The sequence below is a fragment of the Arthrobacter sp. Y3221048 genome (assembly GCF_059092685.1).
Map to the genome: position 1 here is coordinate 830,974 of NZ_JBNHHX010000002.1, position 22,782 is coordinate 853,755.

Sequence of the window (22,782 nt, forward strand, 5' to 3'; positions counted from 1 at the left end):
CTGCCGGCCGCCTGTGCCGTACCGCAGCGGCGGGCCGTCGCGATGCCACAATGATCTGCTGTGACTTCGCCGCCGTCCTCCTCGCCTATCGCCGTTGCCGTCAACCCGCACGCGTCCTTCGGAGCGGCCGCCGGTGCCGGAGCGGAAGTGATGGCCGAACTCGCCCAGCGCGGCCGCCCCGCCGTCGAGCTGCGGGCGGAAACGTGGGCTGCGCTCGCTGACCTGGTTGCCGGCGTGCTGCGCCGCGGGGTCTCCGCCCTCCTGGTAGTGGGCGGTGACGGAATGGTTCACTTAGCAGTCAACGCGCTGGCCGGTTCACAGGTTCCGCTGGGCATCGTGCCGACAGGCACCGGAAACGACTTCGCCCGGCTGTTCGACCTGCCCGCCGGGCCGGTCGCCGCCGTCGGGCATTTCCTGCGCGCCCTGGAGCAGCCCCGCAGGGTGGACCTTGGCCGGGTGACGCATCCGGACGGTTCCACAGCCTGGTTCGCCGGGGTCCTCTCGGCCGGCTTCGACGCGGCGGTCAACGACCGTGCCAACCGCTGGAGCTTCCCCCGCGGCCGGCTGCGCTATCCGCTGGCCATGCTGCGCGAACTCGCCGCCTTCCGCCCCATCCGCTACCGCCTGGTCGTGGACGGCGTGCCGCGGCAGACCGACGCGATGCTCGTGGCCGTGGCCAATGGCCGCTCCTTTGGCGGCGGGATGCGCGTCGTGCCGGAGGCGGCGTACGACGACGGTTTGCTGGATCTGTTCATCGTCTCGCCACTGTCCCGTCCCGCCTTCGTCGGCATCTTTCCGCGCGTCTATGCCGGCCGGCACATCAGCCATCCGGCGGTCCACATCGAGCAGGTCAGGACGGTCCGGTTGGAAGCTGCCGGCGTCACCGCTTACGCGGACGGCGAGCGGGTGGGGAGGCTGCCGGTGTCGGTGGACGCGGTCCCCGGCGCGCTGTTTGCGGCGGTGTAGCGCAGCAGCAGCATGGACCCGGACTCGAGCACCTGCCGCAGTTGGAGCCGCTGCAGCGACTCGCGCGCGCCGGGAAGGTGGTCCGATATCCGCTTGGCGGTCCCGCCGGCCAACACCGGGCTGATGGTCAGGCACAGCTCGTCCACCAGTCCCGCCGCCTGGAAGCTGCCGAAGAGAAGGGGCCCGCCCTCGCTGTGGATCTGCTCGTAGCCGCGGGCTGCCAGCGCTTTCACCACCCGCGCCGGTTCCACCCGGGCGGTGCCGGCGTCGAGCACGTCGGCCACCGGTTCCAGTGCGCGGCGCCGGGTCGCGGGCGACGCGGCGCTGGTCAGTACGATCGGCCGCACGGGCGCGGCGGTGAAGAACGCGCTGCCCGGGTCCAGGTCCAGCGACGCTGAGACCACGGCGACAGGCGGGTGCGGACTCATGCCGCGGTCCAGGCGCCACGCCTGGGACTCGGCCGAGAGCAGCTGGCCGCCATAGCCTTCGGCCCGAATCGTTCCGGCACCGACCACCAGGACGTCGGCCAGCCTGCGCAGCAGCAGGAAGACCCGCTGGTCCACCTCGTCACCCAAGGTTCCGGAGCGGCCGGCATAGGTCGCGGCGCCGTCCAGGCTGGCGACGAAATTGAAGCGGACCCACGGGCCGGAGCGGGGGAGTTCGCCGTACCAGGCCAGCAGTTGCTGGTCGGTGGCCTGTTCCGGTCCTGGCGGCAGGAGGCGGCGAATCGGGCGGGTCACGGCGCCGCCGGTTCGTTGACGTCGCCCATGTTGTGCTTCAGGTAAGACGGTTCCCGCCAGCCCATCACGGCCTCGGTCATCCGGATGGCAGAACTGGCCTCGGCGACGTTGTGCATGCGCAGGATCCGCGCACCGTTCATGATGCACATCACCGCGGCGGCCAGTGAGCCGGAGAGCCGTTCCTGCTTGGGCTGCGCCAGTGTCTCGCCGATGAAGTCCTTGTTGGACACCGCCGCCAGCGCCGGGTAACCGAGGGAGGCGATTTCGCCGAAGCGGCGGGTGATTTCCAGCGAATGCAGCGTGTTCTTGTTCAGGTCGTGGCCCGGGTCGACGATGATTTTCCCGGCCGGAATGCCCAATTCCAAGGCCAGCTGAACCTTGCGCCGCAGGAACTCCGCGACGTCGTCGACCACGTCGTCGTACCGGGGGCGGGGATACACGGTGCGCGGGGCGGCGAGCGAGTGGGTGATGACCAGATGCGCGCCGCCTTCCGCCACGACCGCCGCCAGCTCCGGATGGTGCAGGCCGGTGGTGTCGTTGATGACGTTGGCCCCGGCGCGGATGCTCGCTTCGGCAACCTCGGGCAGGTAGGTGTCGGCGGAAATGATGGCGTCCGAACCGGCCCGCACGGCCTCGATCACCGGAACGATCCGCTCGGCTTCCTGGCGCGCGGACAATGCCGGGCCCGGGGCGAACGGCACGCCGCCGATGTCCACCCAGTCCGCGCCGGCGGCCACCGCCGCCAAGGAGGCGTCGATGGCCGCCTGCCGGGTGAAGGTGCGGCCGGTGTCGTAGAAGGAATCGGGGGTGCGGTTGACGATGGCCATCAGCGCCACGTGGCGGCGGAAGTCGATCCGGCGGACGCCGAAGTCATGCACCGGGTGGTACAGCTCGGGCAGGAAGGCGCTGGACGGCGTCCGCACCGTCAGTGGCTGGCTCACAGGCTGGTCAGCTCCTTGTCGGGATTGGACAGGTCCGCGGCATGCACGCTGCGGCCGGATCGGATGAGGTCCTGGATGGTTTCCTGGACGTCCCAAATATTTACATTCATACCAGCCACCACCTTGCCATCGCGCAGCCAGAACGCGATGAACTCCAGGGCGTCGAGGTCCTGGTAGTTCCCCCGGAACACCGGCTCGCCCCGCGCCGACCACGGGAAATAGCCGGAGTACTCCATTCCGATTCCGAACTGGTCGGTATAGAAGTACGGGATCTCGTCGTTGGACGGGTTATGGCCCAACATGGCGGACGCGGCGTTCTTCCCTTGGGCCAGGGCGTTCGCCCAGTGCTCGCTGCGCAACGGTGCGCCGTAACCGGGATGGTAGGCACGGGCAACGTCGCCGGCAGCATAGACATGCTCCGCGGAGGTGCGCAGCGTCTGGTCGGTGTCAATGCCGCTGGACACGGCCAGCCCCGCAGCTTCGGCCAACGCGGTGTTCGGGACGGCGCCGATGGCCACCAGAACCGCGTCGGCGAGCAGGCGCTCGCCGTTATCCAAAACAATGCCGGTGACCTTGCCGTCCTCGCCGAGGATTTCCACGGGCCAGCGCCGGGTGCGCAGCAGGACGCCCTCGCGGCGGTGGGTATCGGCGAAGATGCTGCCGACGGCGTCGCCCAGCGCGGGGGCGAGCGGGATGTCGCCGCGGCCCAGGACCGTGACCTCGTTTCCGAGCTGGCGGGCCGTGGCCGCAACCTCCATGCCGATCCAGCCCATGCCGATCACGACCAGCCGCTGGTCCCCGGAGGCCAGCACGGCGTGCAGGCTCTGGCTGTCCGCCAGCGTGCGCAGGTAGTGCACGCCCCCCAGCCCGGCGCCGGGCAGTTCCAGCCTCCGCGGCGATGCCCCGGTGGCCAGCAGCAGCTGCGAGTACTCCAGCGTGCCTGCATCGGAGAGCGTGACAGTACAGGCAGCGGGATCGAAGGATACTACCGTGGTGCCGCGCAACAGTTGGACGCCGTGCTCGTCATACCAGCCGGGCGGCTGCACCAGCCCCGACTGTGCGTCCTCCCGTCCTGCCAGGAAGCCCTTGGAGAGCGGCGGCCGAAGATAAGGGTGTTGGTCCTCGGCACCGGCCAGCACGATCTCGTCCCTGAAGCCGCCGCTGCGCAGCTCCTTGGCGGCGGTGGCTCCGGCCAAGCCGGCTCCGGCGATGACGATCGGGTTCCCTGCCATGGCAGCGCTCCTTCATGTGCCGGCGGGCACGCAGCGGGTCCGCCCCTGGCAGCCGATCTGATGGAAGCACCGGCGGCTGCCTGTCCGGGCAGGGCCAGATGTTCTAAAATGGGTACATCCGACTTTAGAAATCAGTTCCGGATAAGTCAATGCACCTGCCACCGGAAGGGGCGCCATGGCCGACCAGCCGCCACCCGGACTCTCTGCCGTCTCGGCCCTGGGCGACGACGTGCGCCGCCGCCTCTTCGAATTCGTCCGCTACAGCGCCGGACCGGTCACCCGGGACCAGGCCGCTGCCGCCCTGGATTTGCCGCGCAGCACCGTGTCCCTCCAGTTGGACGCGCTGGCCGGGCACGGGCTGCTGACCATCGAGTTCCGCAAACTCAGCGGTAAATCGGGACCGGGCTCGGGCAGGCCGGCCAAGGTCTACGCGGCTGCGGTGCCGGAAGTATCGGCCTCCGTGCCGGAGCGTGCCTATAACCTGGCCGGCGACTTGCTGGCCACGGCGGTGGAGGAATCGGCCAGGACCGCCCGCCCGGCGCACGAACTGGTGGCCGAGGCTGCCCGGGCCAAAGGCCTTGAGCTGGGGGCCGGCGCCGGCGAGCTGGAGGCAGCCCTGGCCGCGGCAGGCTACCGGCCGCTGCCGGACGGGGCCGGTTATGCGCTGGGGAACTGCCCGTTCCACCTGCTGGCCCGCAGCCATACGCAAACGGTATGCGGCCTGAACCTCGCCCTGCTGGAAGGAATGCTGGCCGGCTGTGCCGACCAGTCCCACGGCGTCGCCGCAGATCCGGACGGGCCGTTCTGCTGCGCCAGGATCAACCGGCGCTGAGCCGCCTGCCGGCACCGGGCCGCCCCGGGTTCGGAAGGAGCGCTGAAACCAGGCGCACCGGGGCATGTAAAATATTGGCGTGCCCGTGTACCTTGACCACGCGGCGACCACGCCCCTTACGGCGCAGGCCCTGGCCGCACTCACCCATGAACTCAGCCGCAGCGGCAACCCCTCCTCGCTGCACGGCTCCGGCCGGCGTGCCCGCAGGGTGGTCGAGGAGGCCCGCGAGACCATCGCCGCCGCGGCCGGAGCGCATCCGTCCGAGGTGATTTTCACCTCCGGCGGTACCGAAGCCGACAACCTTGCCGTCAAGGGCCTGTACTGGGCCCGGCGTGACGCCGACCCCCGGCGGCGGCGGATCCTGTGCTCGCCGGTGGAGCACCCTGCCGTGCTCGACACGGTGGAATGGCTGGAAAAGCATGAGGGCGCCGAGGCGGTCTGGCTGCCGGTCGACGCCCACGGCGTGGTCTCAGCCGAGGCCTTGCGACGGGAGATCGAAGCGGACCCTGCCGCGGTGGCGCTGGTCACCGTCATGTGGGCCAACAATGAGGTCGGCAGCGTCCAGCCGGTGGCAGAGATCGTCGCCGCCGCGCAGCCGCACGGGATCCCGGTCCACTCGGACGCCGTCCAGGCGTTCGGCCACCTGGGGGTGGATTTTAAAGCGTCCGGTCTGGACACCCTGGCCGTCAGCGGGCACAAGATCGGCGGCCCGGTCGGGGTCGGTGCGCTGCTGGTCCGCCGGGACGTGAAGCTGACGCCTGTCCAGCACGGCGGCGGACAGGAACGCGACATCCGGTCGGGCACGTTGGACACCCCGGCGATCGCAGCGTTCGCCGCGGCCGCGGAGGCCGCCGTCGGGCAGTTGCCGGAAGAAGCCGCACGGTTGGCGGGACTGCGCGAAAAGCTCATCGCCGGCGTCGCGCGCAGCGTCCCGGAGGCGGTGTTGCGGGGCACCCCGGACCCGCACCACGAGGGCCTGCGGCTGCCCGGCAACGCGCATTTCACCTTCCCCGGCTGTGAGGGCGACTCCCTGCTGTTCCTGCTGGACCTGGCCGGCGTGGAGTCCTCCACCGGGTCGGCCTGCACCGCGGGAGTGCCCCGGCCCTCGCACGTCCTGCTGGCCATGGGGTTGAGCGAAGAAGAAGCCCGCGGAGCACAACGCTTTACCCTCGGGCATACAACAACCGAGTCAGACGTTGACTCACTGGTGGCAGCGCTGCCGGAGGCATACGCGCGGGCCAGGAAGGCCGGGATGGCCGGCCACGTCTCCAGCATCCAAACCGCAGGCACCCAGTCCGGCTGACGCCTCAGCGGACCGGGCCGGTGCGGTGGGGCGCAGGGCTTGGCGGCCGCGGCGGACACAGACAACGAATCAGTAGGGAAACGAATTCATGAAGGTACTGGCAGCGATGAGCGGCGGCGTGGACTCCGCTGTGGCGGCGGCACGGGCGGTGGAGGCCGGCCACGATGTGGTGGGCGTGCACCTGGCCCTGAGCCGGATGCCCGGCACGCTGCGCACCGGCAGCCGGGGCTGCTGCACCATCGAGGATTCGCGCGACGCCTGGCGGGCGTGCGACATCCTGGGCATCCCGTACTACGTCTGGGACTTCTCCGAGCGGTTTAAGGAAGATGTGGTGGACGATTTCATCGCCGAATACGCCGCCGGCCGGACGCCGAACCCCTGCATGCGCTGCAACGAACGGATCAAGTTCGCCGCCCTGCTGGAGAAGGCGCTGGCGCTGGGCTTCGACGCGGTGTGCACCGGCCACTACGCCAAGGTGGTGGAGGACGCGCAGGGAAACCGCGAACTGCACCGCGCCGCCGACTGGGCCAAGGACCAGTCGTACGTATTGGGCGTGCTGACCCACGAACAGCTCAAGCACTCCATGTTCCCGCTGGCAGAAACGCCGTCGAAGGCCGAGGTGCGTGCGGAGGCCGCACGGCGCGGGCTGTCCGTGGCGAACAAGCCGGACAGCCACGACATCTGCTTCATTTCCGACGGCGACACCCGCGGCTGGCTGGCCGAAAAGATCGAGATGGAGTCCGGTTCCATCGTTGACCAGGACGGAAAGGTCGTCGGCGAGCACGAGGGCGCCAACGCGTTCACCGTGGGCCAGCGCCGCGGACTCAAACTGGGCCGGCCGGCACCCGACGGCAAGCCGCGGTTCGTGCTGGAGATCCGGCCCAAGGAGAACAAGGTAGTGGTGGGACCCGAGGACCTGCTGGCCGTCGACCAGATGCGCGGCATCAAAGTCTCCTGGGCCGGCCTGCCGCTGCCCGAGGTCCAGTCGCACACCGAGTTCGACTGCATGGTGCAGGTCCGCGCGCACGGCGACCCGGTGGCGGCGCGGGCCCAGGCGGAGGTCGGCGACGACGGCCGCCAGCAGTTGGTCGTGACCCTCATCGAGCCGATGCGCGGCGTGGCCCCGGGCCAGACCATGGTGCTCTACCAAGGAACCAGGGTGCTGGGCCAGGCAACCATCGACTCGGCGCGGTCGTTGAGCTGGGACCCGGCCAACGTTTCCTGAAGGCGCAAGTTTCGGGGAGCGGGAACCTTCTTCCGGCCGGGCCGGACGCGAACGTCCTCCGGCCGGGGCCGGCCCGGAGGACCGGCGGTACTTCATAGAGCGGTAACCGGTGCGTCGCCTGCGCGGGCCGAACCATAAACTGGTGGCATGACCGAGCCCCACCTTGCCGATGACTACGACCCGACCGCCAGCTCCCTCTCCGACCAGGTAGCGCCCGAGGTGATGGCGGAGCTGTTGGCTGTGCGCGGAAGCATCGACAACATCGATGCGACGCTGGTCTACCTGCTGGCCGAGCGGTTCAAGGCGACCCAGCGGGTGGGGTACCTCAAGGCCACGCACAAGCTGCCGCCGGCCGACCCGGACCGCGAGACCGCCCAGATCAACCGGTTGCGGCGGCTGGCCGAAGAAGCGCATCTGGATCCGGCCTTCGCCGAGAAGTTCCTGAACTTCATCATTTCCGAGGTCATCAGGCACCATCAGGCCATCTCCGACGAGCACAACGGCGGTAACTGAGATGGCAGCCGGTTCCGACGTGCCTGCCGCCGCCGCACCTGCCGCCGGCGGGCGGCCCGCCCACGTCAGCGCCACCGGGCTGGGCAGCTGGCCCGGCGCGGAACCAGCCGAGGCTGCACGCATCGTCCGCGGTGAACTCGGCGAGCCAAACCTGCCTCATCTGGTCGAACTGCCGGACCGCGGCCCCGGGTCGGACCCGACCGGACGAACCGCGGGCATGCTGGAGGGACTGTTCATCGACCTGCAGCCGCACGGTTGGCGCCTGGTGGACCGTCCGGGCCAAGATCACCGCAGGGCTGTGTCCGCGCTGCGCACCGACCTGAACGTGCTGGCCGATGTGGCCGGCGCCGAAGACCGCCCCGGCAATCAACTCAAGGTCCAAGTGCGCGGGCCCATGTCCCTGGCGGCAAACCTCCACCTGCACAACGGCGAACGTGCCCTGATCGACGCCGGCGCCCGGCGGGACCTCGCCCAGTCGCTCGCGGCAGGTGCGGCCGGACACCTGGCCAACGTCAGGGCCGCGCTGCCGGCCGGCACGGATCTGGTGGTCCAGTTGGAGGAGCCGGAGCTCGATGCCGTGCTGGCCGGGACCATTCCCACGGCCAGCGGATACCGCACGCTGCGGTCGGTCGCGGCCTCGGAAGCGGCCGCCGCCTGGGACCTGGTGGCCGCCGCCCTGCGCGCTGCCGGAGCCGTGGAAGTCGTCGCCCTGATCCCCGCCGCGGATTCGTCCCTCGACGCCGTGGCCGCCAGCGGCCTGGACGGTTTCGCCGTCCCCACAGGCGCGCTGACCACCCGGCAGTGGGAAACCATCGCTGCCGCGGTGGAAGCGGACCGAACGGTGTGGGCAGGCCTCATCGACCCGGCCGCAGGCACCGTCCCGCAGGTCAGCGCGCTCGTGGATTCCGTCGTTCGCCCCTGGCGGCAGCTGGGCCTGCCGTTGACGCAGCTGCCCCGGTTGAGGGTCACGCCGTCCTCCGGCCTGGCCGGACACGCACCGGACACGGCGCGCGCGGTGGTCAAGCGGCTCACCCAGGCGGCGGACGCGCTCAACCAGGTTGTCGCGGAGGCTTGAGCCCGAGGGCCGGCCCACCACCGCAAGGCAGAACCGGCTGACTCCTTAGGACACGAGGCTGTACGAGAAGGACCCGGAGTATTCCAGCACGGTGCCGAACTGGCGCTGGATGACCTTCGTCCGGATCCGGAAACGGCGCTCGGATCCATCCCACCACTGTTCGGTGAAAGCCGCGGCATCCAGCAGCAGCGGAAGGCCGATGCTGAGCGGGCCGGCCGACAGCCGGCAGCGCCGCGAGGCCAGGCGCATCCGGCCGTCGGTGCCGACCGAGCACGCCACGTCCGTCAGCAGGCGGCCGCTGCGGCCCAGGGCGCCGACGGCAAGGCCCAGATCGCGGTCCCAGCTGGTCCGGTCCTCCACGATCCGGGTCCGGTGGTGGAAGCTGAGTGTCCTGACGGCGGTGAGCTCCGGCTCGCCGCGGGCATTCAGGGAGGCCCGGTTCTCGATCCTGAAGGGCACATTGTGCTGGTACTCGGGGAACAAGGCGTTGTCGGCGCTGGTCAGGCCGAGGAACGGCCGCAACGCCGGACGGGGGCAGCCGGCGACGTCGAACACGCCGGAGCCGATCCCGCCGGCTCCGGTTCCGCCGTCGTCCGCGCCGGGCGGGGCGAGCGAAAAGTATTCCTGCAGTTCGGGCTGGAGCAACCGGAAGTCCGGCCCCAGCGCCATCTGGTAGACGGAAACCACAGCATCACCACCCGCGCCGGGAGGCGGGCCGGCGGCCACTCATGACGTTGACGGGATCCACGGCGGCTACAACCGTCCGGCGGCTTTGAGCCGGATGTACATATCCGCCAGCTGAGGGGGCAGTTCGTGCGGGGGAGCGTCCACCACTTCCGCGCCGAGCTGGCGGATCTGTGCGGCGACTGCTGCCCGTTCCAGCACGGCGCGCTCCGCGGCGGCGGCCCGGAACGTGTCATCGACGGTGTCTCGGACGGTGCGCAGCCGATCCACGTGCGGATCGTTGACCGAGGCGACCACCACGGTGTGCTTGGCGCTCAACTGGGCCAGCACCGGCAGCAGCCCCTCCTCGGCCGCTCCGGAATCCAGCGCGGTCAGCAGCACGACCAGGGACCGGTGCGAGGACAAGGCGTGGATTTCCGCGGGAATCTGCGACCAGTCCGCTTCGATCAATTCCGGCTCCAGCGGGGCCATGGCGTTGACCAACTGGTTGAGCAGGTTGCCTTTGGTCGCGGAGGCGACCTTGGCCCGTGGCCGCCGGTCGAAGGCCAGGAAATCCACGCGGTCGCCGCCGCGCTCGGCGAGCACGGCCAGCAGCAGGGAGGCTTCGATTCCGGTGTCCAGCCGCGGTTCGTCCTCGATCCGTGCGGCCGAGGTGCGGGAGGTATCGAGCACGATCACCACCCGGCGGTCGCGTTCCGGACGCCAGGTGCGGACGACGACGGCCTGCCGCCGGGCGGTGGCGCGCCAGTCGATGGAGCGTACGTCGTCGCCGCGCACGTAGTCGCGCAGCGAGTCGAACTCGGTGCCGGCGCCGCGGACCTGCACCGCCACCCGGCCGTCCAGCTCGCGCAGCTTGCGCAGCTTGGACGGCAGGTGCCGCTTGGAATGGAACGGCGGCAGCACCCGCAGCCGGCCGGGCAGGCCGATGGTGACCTGGCGCGCGGCCACTCCCAACGGCCCCAGCGACCGGATCGTGACATGGTGCGACAGCAGGTCGCCGCGGCGTTGCGGTGTCAGCTGCACGTCGACCAGCCGCCGTTCCCCCGGTGCAAGGCGCACCCGCTGCTCCGGATTGGCGGCCCCGGCCGAGGGCTGCCAGCCGTCCCGCACCACCGCCCGCAGCCGGGTGCGGCCATGGTTCGCCAGCAGCAACCCGGCCGTCACGGATTCTCCCAGCCGCACATTCGACGGCAGCCTCCGCTGAAGCCCGACGCGGCGCGGCGAAAGCGCCAGCACCAGGTCAACGCCGACGGCCGCGGCCAGCAGCAGGCAGCACACCAGCACCGTGACGGGGCGCGGGAAGAGGATCAGCGGGATGATGCCCGCAAGGGCCAGCAGGACAAAACGTCCGGTGATCGCCACGGCGTCACTCAGCGGGGGACCGGCACAGTGGCGAGGATGCTCTGCAGCACGTCGTCGGCCTGCACGCCGTCCATTTCGGCCTCCGGCCGCAGGCCCACCCGGTGCCGCAGCGCCGGCAGGGCCATCGCCTTGACGTCGTCCGGCGTGACAAAACCGCGGCCGTTCAGCCACGCCCACGCGCGGGAGGTGTTGAGCAGGGCGGTGGCGCCGCGAGGCGAAACGCCCAGCTGGAACGAAGGCGCCGAGCGCGTGGCCCGGACCAGGTCCACAATGTAGCCGACCACCTCCGGCGCGATCGCCACCCGGGCCACGGCGGCCCGGGCCTGCACCAAGTCCCCGGCGGAGGCGGCGGCCCGCACCCCGGCGCCGCGCAGGTCGCGCGGGTCGAAGCCCTGGCTGTGGCGGCGGATGATTTCGATTTCCGCGTCCCGGTCGGGCAGGTGCATGGTGAGCTTCAGCAGGAAGCGGTCCAACTGGGCTTCCGGCAGCGGGTAGGTGCCCTCGTATTCCACCGGGTTCTGCGTGGCCGCCACGATGAACGGCTCTGGCAGCTTCCGCGACATGCCGTCGACCGACACCTGGCGTTCTTCCATCGCTTCCAGCAGCGAGGCCTGCGTCTTCGGCGGCGTCCGGTTGATTTCGTCGGCCAGGAGGATGTTCGTGAACACCGGGCCCTCACGGAAGCGGAATTCGGCGGTGTGGGTGTCGTAAATCATGGAGCCGGTGACATCGCCGGGCATCAGGTCCGGGGTGAACTGGATCCGCTTGGTATCCAGGCTCAGTGCGGCGGAGAGCGAGCGGACCAGCAGCGTCTTGGCGACGCCGGGCACTCCCTCCAGCAGCACATGCCCGTGCGACAGCAGGGCGATCAGCATCCCGGTGACGGTGGCATCCTGGCCCACCACTGCTTTCGCCACCTCGCTGCGGACGTCGTGCAGCGTCTGGCGCAGGCGGTCGTCGTCGGCAGGCGGCGTGGCGACGGCCGGGCCCCCGCCGTAGTGGGATGCCTGCTGCTGTCCTGGCTGATCGCTCATCGGTGCATTATCTCTTTCTCTAGCTGCTGCAGTTCTTGTGCCCAGACCGCCAACCGGGCTTCGGTGCCGGGTGCCTCATGGCGCAGGAGGCGCTCCACGTCCGCCCGCGGGCGGCTGCTGTCCCGGGCTACCGCATCGACGACGTCGGCGCTGGCGGCTCCTGCGGGCAGCCGCAGGTGGGCGGCGAGCCGGGTCAGGGTGGCGGCGCGCAGGTTGTCGGCGGCGTGGTTCACGGCCTTGGCGCTCTGGTAAAGCCGGGCACGGCCCTCGATCGTCTCGGCCGAGCGGACCACCACCGGCAACGGCTCGGACACCAGCGGTCCGAGCCGGCGTCCGCGCCAGAACATCGCGGCGACGCCGACCCCCATGAGCCACAGGGACACCGGGAGCACCCAGCGGGGCAGCAGGTTCAGGGGGTTGACCGCTTCGTCGGACACCGGAAGGTCCTCCAGTCCCGCCCGGTACCACACCAGCCGCTCGGTGGCTCCCAGAGTGTGCAGTGCCAGCGCGGCGTTGCCGGCGCGGACAACGCCTTCGTTGCTGAGCACGTGTCCGGCGCCGAGCACGATGGTGCCGCCGTCGTCGGACACCACGAAGGGGGCCGCGTCTTCGGCGGGTGTCTCGAAGGCGAAGCACAGTTCGCCGCCGCCGCGGTAGGACAAGCCGCCGCGGGTGATTTCGCCGGCTGCGGCGGGGCCCGGCACGCCGCATGCCGCCGTGAGGTTGCCACCGTCGGCAGGGACGACGCCGGCGGCCCGGACGCCGGGGGCAAGTGCCCGCAGCGCCTCGAAGCCGGGCTCGAGCAGCACGATGCGGGCAGCCTGCTCCTTCAGGGGTTCCAGCTGGCCGGTGGTCAGGTAGCCGTCCGGGTCGTGGACCAGCAAGGCGGTGTCGCCTGCCTTCAGCTGGTCCCGGGTTTCCTGCAGCGAATTCGTCGCGGTCACCTGCACGCCCTGCTGACGGAGCACTTCGGCCACGGCCTTGGCCCCGTTGGGCGCGGCGTTGCCGGGGGAGAGGTCGGCGCGGTCGGCGGCCGGGCCGCGGAGCAGCTCCAGCGCTACCACCCCGCACAGCAGCACCAGCAACAGGAGCCAGAAGCTCCACCGGCGCAGCCGGTTGCGCAGCGTGGACAGCACCGAGCCGCCGTCGCCGATGGTCTCCGGCAGGGATCCGGGCGGCGCGCCGCCGGTTCCGGTGGCGCCTCCGGCGAAGCCGCCGGGTGCTGCAACCGCCTGATCCGCGGCGCCGGCGCGGCTCATCGCGGAACCGCCAGCGGCGCCGGGCTGCTGCCGCCATGGTGCGGCGTCGCCACGGCCAGGGCATCGTCCAGGGCTGCCAGCCGGTCGACGTCCTCACGGGTTGCCGGCACCTTGCCGTACCGCACGGAGTCGAACCGGGTGGCGGCATCACGCAGCCGCCCGGCCTCGGTGCTGAACGCGGTGGCGATGCCGGCGGCAGCTTCGTCGGCGGTGCGGCCCGGCTGGGGGTCCAAAACCACCCGCTCTTCCATCGATCGCACCAGCGCGCGGAACCGCTCGGTCAGCGCCGAGTCCCAGTCGCCTTCGGCCGCGGCCGCCCGCGAGTTCCGGCGGTGCTCGTCGGCTGTGAGCGGGACGGCGCCGTCGAACATCTCTGCCGCCGCGCGGCGGCGGGAGTTGCGCCGGGGTTTGACCAGCCACACGGCCGCGCCGATCAGCAGCAGGGCAGCCAGGACCAGGACCAGCGTGCCGAGATTGGGGGTGAAGCCATTGAGTTGGGCGATCAGCTCCGCCAGCCAGTCGAGGATAGCCTGCAGCACCGATTCCAAGACTCCGGGGCGGGCATCCTGGTACTCCTCCTTGGCCAGTTCACGGACCAGCAGTTCACGCGCCTCTTCCGGTCCCGGTTCCACCGGGACGTCGAAGGGGACAGCTGCGAAGCCCGGTGCCACCGGCGCCACGCCCATGGGGACCACGATCACGTGGTCCATGGACCGGATGGCCCGGGAACCGCGGGGCCGGGTGCGGCGCCGGTGCCGAGTCCCGGGATGGTCCGGGTGTCCTGGCCGCCGGAGGCTTCATGCTCGCGCAACAGCACCACGTCGAACCCTTCGCGGCGGATCCGCAGGTCTATATAGACCAGGGCGATCACGGCCGCTTGGAAGGCATAGCCGATGGCCGAGAAGATGGACGACAGCAGCATCGATACCAGCGTGAGCGGCCCCATGGTCGCCAGCATGCTCTCGGCCGACGTCGGATCGCCGAGCAGGGGACCGGCGAGTCCCACGATGAACGAAATCGGCATGCTGACCACGGAGGTGATCACCGTGACGATGATGGTGCACAGGAGGATGATGCCGAAGGTCCGCCACCAGCTGCGGTCGGTCAGCTGCCACGACCGGGCGAGCGCCCGGAAGAGCGGTGCGCGTTCCATGATGATGACCGCGGGCGCCAGCATCAGCTTGATGCCGATCCAGACGGACACCGCCGTCAGCCCGAGGATGATCAGCACGATGATCCAGGCCGAGGACACGCCGAGCTGGTCGGCCAGGAAGAAGGAGCCGGCGATGATCGCGACCAGCGCGGCAGCAGTGAGCGCCAGATAGAGCAGGGCCAGGCCGACCAGTGCGCCGATCCGGCCCTTCGCGAGCGCGAACATCAGGCCAAAGCCGGTTTTCTGGTTGACCGCGGCCCGGGCCGTGGGAATGGCAAGGATGCCCTGCAGGACCAGGATCCCCACCCCGGACAGCAGGCCCAGCACCAGGGAAGAGATGATGATGGACAGGCCGAAGGCCACCGCGGATTCGTCCGTGAGTTCCTCGTTCGCCATGACCTGCAGGCCGCCGAAGGCGGAGATGATCAGTCCGCCGACCAGCCAGGCCAGCGCGCTGACCACTACTTGGAGCAGCACCGCCGTCCCGAAGACCGCCGCGGCGTTCTTGCGGGCAGCCTGGAAAGCGCCGTCGAGGATCTCGCCGACGCCGAGCGGACGCAGCGGGATGACGCCCGGTTTCGGCGGAGCAACGTAGCCGCGGTAGGGGCCCGGGCCGGCCGGGGCCGGCCAACCGCCGCCTGGCTGGCCCGTCCAGGCAGGCTGCCCGGGCCAGCCTCCCGGCTGCTGCCCGCCGGGCCCGGGCTGTCCCCACTGCGGCTGCGGGTTCCACACGGGCGGGGCGGGCGGAGGCTGCTGGCCCCACCCTGACTGGGCGGTCGGAGGCTGCTGGCCCGGCGGCGCCCACGCCGGTTGCGGCGCGCCGGGCGCGGGCTGTCCCCACACCGGCTGCTGTCCCCACGCCGGCTGGCCCGGCGCCTGGCTGTTGGAGCCGGCGGCGGAGTTGGAGCCGGGGCCGCCGGGGCCCTGGCCTTGCGGATCCCTGCTGTCGTGCCCGGCGTCATTGGCCCCGTGGCTCATCGCGTCCCGTCTTCCTCGTCTCGTGTCGCCGACGGCCGGAGGCCTTCGGTGAAGTGTTAGCCTCTCATCAGCCTATAGTTTCGGTCCGCCAGTTCCTATCATTCCCGCGGGCCCGGCCGTGGGCGCGCTGTCGGTGTGCCCTGTGCGTCGTTACGCCGGGGATGAGGTGAATAGGGAACAATAGGGAGATATGAAGGCACGCATTCTGGTCGTAGACGACGACGAGGCCCTGGCCGAGATGATCGGCATCGTGCTGCGCAACGACGGATTCGATCCGGTGTTCTGCGCGGACGGCGCCCAGGCTCTCGAGGTCTTCCGCAGCAGCAAGCCGGACCTGGTGCTGCTCGACCTGATGCTCCCGGGGCTGGACGGGATTGAGGTCTGCCGCCAGATCCGGGGCGAATCGGACGTTCCCATTGTCATGCTGACAGCCAAGTCGGACACCTCCGACGTGGTCCGGGGCCTGGAATCGGGTGCCGACGACTATGTGCCCAAGCCGTTCAAGCCGGCAGAACTCGTGGCCCGGGTGCGCGCCCGCCTGCGTCCGGGAGACCAGCGGGCACCGGAGACCCTGCGGATCGCCGACGTGGTGATCGATGTTGCCGGGCATGTGGTCCACCGCGGGGACGAGAAGATCTCGCTCACCCCGCTGGAATTCGACTTGCTGGTGGCCCTGGCCCGGAAACCCTGGCAGGTCTTCACCCGCGAATTGCTGCTGGAGCAGGTCTGGGGCTACCGCCACGCCGCAGACACCCGACTGGTCAACGTCCACGTCCAGCGGCTGCGCTCCAAGATCGAACGCGATCCGGAAGCCCCCGAAGTGGTGCTCACGGTACGCGGGGTCGGTTACAAGGCCGGCCAAGGGTAAGTGGAGCCGGTTCTCAGCCGGTGGACAGCCAAGCTGAAGGCGGCAGCTGAGGCCGCTTGGCATGCCACGCTGCGGGCCCGCGAGTTCCTGAACCGGAAATGGCGGCGGTCGCTGCAGTTCCGCACGGTGACGGCCGCCGTGCTGCTCACCGCCTTCGCCTTTATGGGCGTCGGCGCTTTCCTTTCCAGCCAGATAGCCTCCGGGCTCTACCAGGAGCGGGTGAACCAGGCGGAGGCCGAGTCCCGGCGCGGGCTTTCCCAGGTCAAGACGATCTTCGAGAGTTCATCTGCCAGCGACCGTTCGACCGTCTCCAGCATGGTGGCGGACACGCTGAAACTGCTGGAAGGCACCGGCGCCGAAGCGCCGCGCTACTACCTGCTGACGCCGCTGCCGGGCGGCCAGAACCTCTACGTGTTCAGCCAGTCGAACACCTCCATCACCGCCAACATCATTCCGGAAGGGTTGGCCCAGGAAGTCGCCACCGGCACCGGGCAGTACCGCCAGGCGCTCGCCCTGCCGGTGGGCGACAGCGATGTCCCCGCGATCGGATTCGGCACCAAGGTGTCGCTGCCACCGGGCAATTCCTATGCCCTGTACCTGATCTACGACCTCTCCTCCGTGCAGCAGACCCTGGACTTTATCCACCGGGTGCTCTGGATCGGCGGCGGGTTGCTGCTGGTCCTGGTCGGCGGCATCGTGTGGCTGCTGACCCGCGCCGTGGTGCACCCGGTGAGCCAGGCGGCGATCGCGTCGGAGAAGCTGGCGGCAGGACAACTGCAGGAACGGCTGGAAGTCCGGGGCGAAGACGAACTCGCCCGGCTGGGCGCCTCCTTCAACCACATGGCAAACAGCCTGCAGGAGCAAATCACGCAGTTGGCCGCGCTGTCCGAAATGCAGCAGCGGTTCGTCTCCGATGTGTCGCACGAACTGCGGACGCCGCTGACCACGGTCCGCATGGCCGCTGAAGTGCTGTACGAATCGCGCGGGGACTTCGATCCGATCAACGCCCGCTCCACGGAACTGCTGTACAACCAGGTAGAGCGTTTCCAGGCGCTGCTGGCCGACCTCCTGGAAATCTCCCGCTTCGACGCCGGTGCTGCCGCGCTGGACGCGGAGGCGACCGATTTGGTGGAGATCGCCCGCACCGCGCTCGACGCCGCCCAGCCGTTGGCGGACAACAGCGGGTCGGAACTGCGCCTGATCGCCCACGAGCCGCGCTGCATCGCGGACATGGACCGCCGCAGAATCGAGCGCATCCTGCGCAACCTGATTGTCAATGCGCTGGAACACGGCGAAGGCAAACCGGTGGAAGTCACGGTCGGGGCAACCGACGACGCCGTGGCCGTCTCGGTCCGGGACTACGGCATTGGGATGACCCCCATGGAAGCCTCCAGGGTGTTTGACCGCTTCTGGCGCGCCGACCCGGCCCGGGCGCGGACCACCGGCGGCAGCGGCCTGGGGCTGTCGATTTCCACCGAGGATGCCCGCCTCCACGGCGGTTGGCTGCAGGCGTGGGGGGAGCCGGGTAACGGTGCTTGCTTCCGGCTCACGCTGCCGCGGCACAGCGGCGGCACGCTCACGCATTCGCCGCTGCCGCTGCCACCGGCCGGTGCCTCGGCGTGGCACGGGCAGTTGGTGGCCGAGAACGTACTCCTCGAACAACAGGAGGAAAACGGTGTTCCGGATCCCAGCTGACCCTGCCCGCCTCACCCGGCTGCGCGCCGTCGTCGTCATGCTCTGTGCCATGCTGGCGCTGGTCTCCTGTTCCTCCATCCCGATGTCGGGGCCGGTGGGCACGGTCCAGGCCGATTCAGGCGAAACCGGGGGGACCGGCTACACCTTCAACCCGCCGGGGCCGTCGCCGGGGGACACCCCGCAGCAGATCGTCGCCGGCTTCATCCAGGCGGGCACGGCCACGCAGGACGATTACCGGATCGCGCGCGAATTCCTGGCTCCGGACCTGGCCGGCGAATGGCAGCCGGTGCAGCGGACGCTGGTGTACCGGAACGTCGTGAGGATTGTCGGGTCGCCGTCCGAAACCGAATTCGTTCTGCAGGTGGAGGTCGATACCACGATCAACGAAGCGGGCGTCCGGACCCAGGTCGAGGAAGGGGCCACCGAATCGCTGCCGGTGGAACTGACCCAAGTGGACGGTGAATGGCGGATTTCCAGCGTTCCGGACGGAACCATGGTTTCCACGGTGGACTTCCGCAGCTTGTTTTCTCCGTTCAACCTGTACTACTACGATCCGACGTACACCTATGCCGTGCCGGACGTCCGCTGGTTCGCCAACCGGCAGGGCATTTCCGCGGCCATCGTGGCCGCCATGCTGGAGGGGCCGGCACCGTACCTGGCCGGTGCCGTGATCAGTGCCTTCCCGGAAGGGTCGCAGCTGGTGCGCCGGGCCGTACCGATCGAATCGGGTGCCGCCAGCGTGGACCTGTCGGCCGAAGTCCTGACGGGCACCACGTTCCTGCGCCGGCAGCAGATGCAACAGCAGCTGGAGCTGACGTTGGGAGGGCTCAATACTGTCTCCACCGTCCAGATGACGGTGGACCAGCGGGAAGTGGACCTGGGCAATTCGCCCGATCCCCAGTTCCAAGCCGCGGTGACGGACCCCGCGGTCGGCGATGTGCAGATCGGGGTCCTGGACGAGGAGCTGGTGTTTTACGAGGGATCGCGGCCGGTCAGGCCGGAGGACCTGCCGTCCGTTGACCGGCTGCGGCCGCGCGAACCGGCGATGTCGCTGGACCAGGAACGCTTTGCTTTCCTGACCGCCGAGCGCGACCGGATGTTCGTGATCGGCGGTGACCGCCGCGCGGTGGAGGCGGCATCCGGGAGCAACCTCACCGGACCCAGCGTCGATCCTTTCGGCTGGGCCTGGACGGCGGCCGGAGACGGCGGCGGGAAAGTCTCCGCGGTTTCCATCGAAAAGCCGGACGAAGCGGTCGCGGTCAGCGCCCAATGGCTGACGGAGCGGACCGTGACCGAGCTGCAGATTTCCCGTGAAGGCTCCAGGGCGCTCATCACCACCCGCGAAGGCGAGAGCACCTCGGTCTATATTGCCGGCGTCGTCCGCGACCAGGACGGCAGGCCGCGGGGCATCACCACGCCCAAGCGGCTGAACCCCTCGGTGCCGGTGGACTCCGGCGTCTGGGCCGACGAAGACACCGTCGTCGTCATGCAGGCCTCGCCCGAAGAAGCGGTGACCGCGGAGGTGCTGAACCTGGACGGCAGCACGCTGCGGACCGCGCCCCTGCAGGGGATGGTGGAGATCAGCGCCGGCAACGGCGACCAGGATGTGTACGCCCAGACCAACGAGATGCTCTACATCCGCGTGGGCAACAGCTGGGCCCCGCAGCGCAATTCGCCGCTGGTCATCGATCCGTCCTTCCCGGGTTAGCCCTGCCTCCACAGCCGCCGCAGCCCGGGCCGTCTCCACATCCGGTGCCTGTGTCGCCCCGGCGGGTCGGGGCGCGGCCATGCTGGAGGCATGGCAGGGACCCGCTCATGAGGGCGACGGCGGACGTGGGCGCCGGGCTGGACAGGCTGTATTTCAGCCGGGCAGCCCAGGCGCTGCGGATCTGGTCCGGACAGTTCGGGCGGCTGCTGCTGCCGACCGACTGCGTGGCCTGCGGTGCGCCGGATTACGTCCTGTGCGCCGCCTGCCGGCAGCGGCTGCGGCGGTCGACGGTGCGCCCGATCGCCGTGGAGCAGGACGCCGACTCCTTGCCGCTGGACGAGGCCGGCCGGCCGCTGCCGGTGACCGCCGGGGGACCCTACCGGCGTGAACTGTCCCAGGCCGTGCTGGCGTTCAAGAACCACGGCCGGACCGAGCTGGCCCCGGTGCTGGCCGTCGTGCTGGCCGGAGCCTTGGACGCGGCCGCGGCACGTGCCGGCCGGCCCGCCGCAGCGGTGCTGGTCCCGGTTCCCCCGCGCGGCAGCTCCCGCCGGCGCCGCGGCTACGATCCGCTCCAACTGCTGTTGTCCCGCCTGGCGCGGCAAGGCCTGCTGCCGGCCGGTCTGCAGTTGCTGCCCGCCGTCCGCCCGATGGACCCGGTGCGGCGGCTGCGGCGGCCGGGTTCCCCGGGCGGGCAGAAGGCGCTGGGCCGGTCGGCCCGGCAACGGAACGTTGCCGGGAGCATGGCCGTGCCGCCGGGATACGCACGCTTGATCGCCGGGAGGTGCTGCCTCCTGGTGGACGATGTGCTCACCACCGGGGCCACGATGGGTGAGCTGGCCCGGGCGCTGCGTGCCGCCGGCGGACTTCCCCTGGGCGGAGCGGTGTTGGCAGCCGCCTCGGCTCCGGCCGGGCCCGCCGGCGGATATGCGGGCGGGGAGGCCGGACCCCGACCCGCATGAGCGCCGCGGTGACGCCCGGTGTGGCGCCCGGTGTAACGATTACGCGCCGACCCGTGCACCGGCCGTCGGAGTGCCCCAAGGCATCGTCGGGAAATGTTGTAGATATTCGTGGGTAAAGGGTGAATAAAAAGTGTCAGTGATCTAACGTGAGGTATGGGCTCCCGCGAGGGAGGCAACCCGTCTTCAGCGGCTGAAAGGAGTTTCACTTTCGGTCGCTGTTGTGTCATCTAGGCAATTATGGAGGGCACCATGGAATTCAACATCAACGGCCGCAACCTGTCCGTTTCGGACCGGTTCCGCGAGTACGCTGAGGAGAAGATCTCCAAGATCGAGCAGCTGGGCGACAAGGTCCAGAGGCTTGATGCCAAAGTCACCAAAGAGGCCAATGCCCGCAATGCCGAAAGCTCGATGACCGTCGAGCTCACCGTGCTCGGACGGGGCAGCGTGGTCCGCGCCGAGGCCAAGGCCGCGGACAAGTTTGCAGCTTTCGACATTGCCTATAACAAGCTTTTGGAGCGCCTGCGCCGCGCCCGGGACCGCCGCAAGGTCCACCACGGCCGCCACACCCCGACCGCCGTCCACCAGGCTACCGCCACGCTGGAACCGGCCAGCACCGACGTGCCGCTGCATGAAGAGGCGCTGGCTGCGGCCACTGCCCAGGACCAGGCCGAGGACCGGACCGGCTACGAGATTGACAATGACGTTCCCGCCGGAGACTCGCCGGTGCTGATCCGCCGCAAGGTCTTCCCGGCCGCGGCCATGACCCTCGACGATGCCGTGGACAACATGGAACTGGTGGGACACGACTTCTACCTGTTCATCGACAAGGCAACGAACGCTCCCAGCGTCGTGTACCGCCGTCGCGGCTGGACGTACGGCGTGATTACCCTCGATGCCGACTGCAGCGCCGAAGAAGCCGAGGCGCGCGAAGAGGTGCTGGCCTACCGCTCGTCGGCGGGCGCGAAGGCCTGACTGCCGCCGCGGCTGCCTAATATGAAGGCATGACAGCCCGCATCACTCCGGCCCAGGCCCGCCGCATCGCGCTGGCGGCGCAGGGACTGGTTCAGGAACGGCCCACCGGCCTTGTCACGGCAAGGCAGGTGGGCCGGACCTTTGACCGGCTGCGGCTGCTGCAGATTGACTCCGTGAACGTGCTGGTGCGCTCGCATTACCTGCCGTTTTTCTCCAGGCTCGGCGGCTACGACGTGGACATCCTCCACCGGTTCGCGGGAAAACCGCCGCGCCGCATGATGGAGTACTGGGCGCACGAAGCCAGCTATATCAAGCCGCAGGATTTCGCCGACCTCCGCCAGTGGCAGCGGCGCCGATGGGTTGGCGCGACCGGAATGGACCCGGACCTCGTCCGGGACCTGACCGCGAAGATCCTGGACACCCTTGCCTCCTCGCGCGGCCTGACCGCCCGGGCGGTCGCCGCCCGAATCGGCCATGACGCGCACCAGCCGAAGACTGACTGGGGCTGGAACTGGAACGCCGTCAAGCGGGTGCTGGAGGACCTCTTCGAACAGGGGCTGGTCAGCGCCGCCGCGCGCACTCCGCAGTTCGAACGGCTCTACACCCTGACCGAAAGGGTGCTGCCCGCCCATCACGACGCACAGCACCGGCCCGATCCGGAGCAGGCGATGCTGAGGCTGATCGAGGCCGCAGCGCTGGCTCACGGCATCGGGACGATTAAGTGCTTCGCCGACTACTTCCGGGTGCCCGCGCGGGCCGCGGCCGGGGCGGTGCGGACGCTGCAGGCGGCCGGAAAGCTGGAAGCGGTGCAGGTGGACGGCTGGAGGGGAGACGTGTACCTGCACGCCGAGGCAGCCCGGCCGCGCCGGGCCACCGGCAGGGCGCTGCTGAGCCCCTTCGACTCGTTGGTGTTCGAACGCCAGCGGGTGGAGCGCCTGTTCGGCTTTCGCTACCGGATCGAAATCTATACGCCGGCGCCGAAGCGGACCTACGGCTACTACGTCCTGCCGTTCTTGCTGGGGGACCGGCTGTGCGCCCGGGTGGACTTGAAAGCGGACCGGGCCTCGGGCAGGCTCGTGGTCCGGGCCGCGCACGCCGAGGCCGACGCTCCGCCCGGAACCGCTGCGGAGCTGGCAGCCGAGCTCGCCATGATGGCCCAATGGCTGGCGCTGGACGCCGTCGTCGTCGAGGAGAGGGGTGATTTGGCCGCCGCCCTGGCCCGTGAGGCAGCGAAACAGCCGGCGGGAACCAAAACGGTGCGGGACTCGTCTCTCACGTAGACT

Annotated in this window: 21 protein-coding genes; 12 read left to right on the forward strand and 9 right to left on the reverse strand. The window is 70.0% G+C overall.

Translation table 11 applies throughout. From position 1 onward, the window contains the following. The first annotated feature begins 60 nt into the window (after positions 1–60). A complete protein-coding gene (locus tag AC5RVS_RS08590; RefSeq protein WP_494107804.1) occupies positions 61–966 on the forward strand; it encodes a diacylglycerol/lipid kinase family protein in 906 nt (301 codons plus the stop codon). On the opposite strand, the gene AC5RVS_RS08595 is transcribed toward AC5RVS_RS08590, so the two are convergent. Genes AC5RVS_RS08595 through AC5RVS_RS08605 form a run of 3 tightly spaced genes read right to left on the reverse strand, consistent with a single transcriptional unit; the run spans position 888 to position 3,879 of the window. Further along, positions 888–1,706: a pyrimidine reductase family protein gene (locus AC5RVS_RS08595; protein WP_493989133.1), complete on the reverse strand. Its 819-nt coding sequence runs from the start codon at positions 1,704–1,706 to the stop codon at positions 888–890. The genes AC5RVS_RS08590 and AC5RVS_RS08595 overlap by 79 nt on opposite strands. Then, entirely contained in the window at positions 1,703–2,647 is a 945-nt protein-coding gene (gene folP / locus AC5RVS_RS08600) for a dihydropteroate synthase (protein WP_494107805.1), read from the reverse strand. Before folP ends, AC5RVS_RS08595 begins: the two co-directional genes overlap by 4 nt. Further along, positions 2,644–3,879, reverse strand: a complete 1,236-nt coding sequence (locus tag AC5RVS_RS08605) for an NAD(P)/FAD-dependent oxidoreductase (protein WP_493989300.1) — start codon at positions 3,877–3,879, stop codon at positions 2,644–2,646. The genes folP and AC5RVS_RS08605 overlap by 4 nt, the downstream gene beginning before the upstream one ends. 175 nt (positions 3,880–4,054) lie before the next feature. Here AC5RVS_RS08605 and AC5RVS_RS08610 point away from each other — a divergent pair, with 175 nt between their 5' ends. From AC5RVS_RS08610 to AC5RVS_RS08630, 5 genes are all read left to right on the forward strand, one after another. Further along, entirely contained in the window at positions 4,055–4,711 is a 657-nt protein-coding gene (locus AC5RVS_RS08610; protein WP_494107806.1) for a helix-turn-helix transcriptional regulator, read from the forward strand. A 79-nt stretch (positions 4,712–4,790) separates the two neighbouring features. After that, a complete protein-coding gene (locus tag AC5RVS_RS08615) occupies positions 4,791–6,014 on the forward strand; it encodes a cysteine desulfurase family protein (RefSeq protein ID WP_493989136.1) in 1,224 nt (407 codons plus the stop codon). A gap of 88 nt (positions 6,015–6,102) precedes the next feature. Then, entirely contained in the window at positions 6,103–7,239 is a 1,137-nt protein-coding gene (gene mnmA / locus AC5RVS_RS08620) for a tRNA 2-thiouridine(34) synthase MnmA (protein ID WP_494107807.1), read from the forward strand. 147 nt (positions 7,240–7,386) lie between these two features. Next, positions 7,387–7,752, forward strand: a complete 366-nt coding sequence (locus tag AC5RVS_RS08625; RefSeq protein WP_493989138.1) for a chorismate mutase — start codon at positions 7,387–7,389, stop codon at positions 7,750–7,752. Between the two features lies 1 nt (position 7,753). Continuing rightward, entirely contained in the window at positions 7,754–8,827 is a 1,074-nt protein-coding gene (locus tag AC5RVS_RS08630) for a uroporphyrinogen decarboxylase/cobalamine-independent methonine synthase family protein (protein WP_494107808.1), read from the forward strand. Positions 8,828–8,872: 45 nt separating this feature from the next. Here AC5RVS_RS08630 and AC5RVS_RS08635 read toward each other — a convergent pair whose 3' ends face one another. The 6 genes from AC5RVS_RS08635 to AC5RVS_RS08660 all read right to left on the reverse strand — a co-directional run bounded on the left by AC5RVS_RS08635 (position 8,873) and on the right by AC5RVS_RS08660 (position 15,297). Then, positions 8,873–9,514: a DUF4166 domain-containing protein gene (locus tag AC5RVS_RS08635; protein WP_494107809.1), complete on the reverse strand. Its 642-nt coding sequence runs from the start codon at positions 9,512–9,514 to the stop codon at positions 8,873–8,875. Positions 9,515–9,580: 66 nt separating this feature from the next. Then, on the reverse strand, positions 9,581–10,873 hold the full coding sequence (locus AC5RVS_RS08640; protein ID WP_494107810.1) for a DUF58 domain-containing protein: 1,293 nt from the start codon (positions 10,871–10,873) through the stop codon (positions 9,581–9,583). Between the two features lie 8 nt (positions 10,874–10,881). Then, entirely contained in the window at positions 10,882–11,907 is a 1,026-nt protein-coding gene (locus tag AC5RVS_RS08645) for an AAA family ATPase (RefSeq protein WP_494107811.1), read from the reverse strand. After that, positions 11,904–13,166, reverse strand: a complete 1,263-nt coding sequence (locus tag AC5RVS_RS08650) for a DUF4350 domain-containing protein (protein WP_494107812.1) — start codon at positions 13,164–13,166, stop codon at positions 11,904–11,906. Before AC5RVS_RS08650 ends, AC5RVS_RS08645 begins: the two co-directional genes overlap by 4 nt. Further along, positions 13,163–13,876 (reverse strand): DUF4129 domain-containing protein, encoded by a 714-nt coding sequence (locus AC5RVS_RS08655; RefSeq protein WP_494107813.1) that lies wholly within the window; start codon positions 13,874–13,876, stop codon positions 13,163–13,165. Before AC5RVS_RS08655 ends, AC5RVS_RS08650 begins: the two co-directional genes overlap by 4 nt. Next, positions 13,864–15,297, reverse strand: a complete 1,434-nt coding sequence (locus AC5RVS_RS08660) for a glycerophosphoryl diester phosphodiesterase membrane domain-containing protein (protein WP_494107814.1) — start codon at positions 15,295–15,297, stop codon at positions 13,864–13,866. The genes AC5RVS_RS08655 and AC5RVS_RS08660 overlap by 13 nt, the downstream gene beginning before the upstream one ends. Before the next feature lie 190 nt (positions 15,298–15,487). Between AC5RVS_RS08660 and mtrA the strand changes: the two genes are divergently transcribed. The 6 genes from mtrA to AC5RVS_RS08690 all read left to right on the forward strand — a co-directional run bounded on the left by mtrA (position 15,488) and on the right by AC5RVS_RS08690 (position 22,779). After that, positions 15,488–16,165, forward strand: coding sequence for an MtrAB system response regulator MtrA (gene mtrA / locus AC5RVS_RS08665; protein ID WP_493989146.1), 678 nt, complete (start codon positions 15,488–15,490; stop codon positions 16,163–16,165). After that, positions 16,166–17,860: an MtrAB system histidine kinase MtrB gene (gene mtrB, locus AC5RVS_RS08670; RefSeq protein ID WP_493989147.1), complete on the forward strand. Its 1,695-nt coding sequence runs from the start codon at positions 16,166–16,168 to the stop codon at positions 17,858–17,860. It abuts the gene before it with no gap. Further along, positions 17,841–19,568 carry an LpqB family beta-propeller domain-containing protein gene (locus AC5RVS_RS08675; RefSeq protein WP_493989148.1) on the forward strand — a complete coding sequence of 576 codons (1,728 nt, stop codon included), beginning with the start codon at positions 17,841–17,843 and terminating at the stop codon, positions 19,566–19,568. The genes mtrB and AC5RVS_RS08675 overlap by 20 nt, the downstream gene beginning before the upstream one ends. Positions 19,569–19,675: 107 nt before the next feature. After that, on the forward strand, positions 19,676–20,527 hold the full coding sequence (locus AC5RVS_RS08680) for a ComF family protein (protein WP_493989149.1): 852 nt from the start codon (positions 19,676–19,678) through the stop codon (positions 20,525–20,527). Positions 20,528–20,776: 249 nt separating this feature from the next. Beyond that, the gene (gene hpf, locus AC5RVS_RS08685) at positions 20,777–21,499 is read left to right on the forward strand and encodes a ribosome hibernation-promoting factor, HPF/YfiA family (RefSeq protein ID WP_493989150.1); all 723 of its coding nucleotides are present in this window, start codon (positions 20,777–20,779) and stop codon (positions 21,497–21,499) included. 29 nt (positions 21,500–21,528) lie between these two features. Next, the gene (locus AC5RVS_RS08690) at positions 21,529–22,779 is read left to right on the forward strand and encodes a winged helix-turn-helix domain-containing protein (RefSeq protein ID WP_493989151.1); all 1,251 of its coding nucleotides are present in this window, start codon (positions 21,529–21,531) and stop codon (positions 22,777–22,779) included. Positions 22,780–22,782 lie beyond the last annotated feature (3 nt).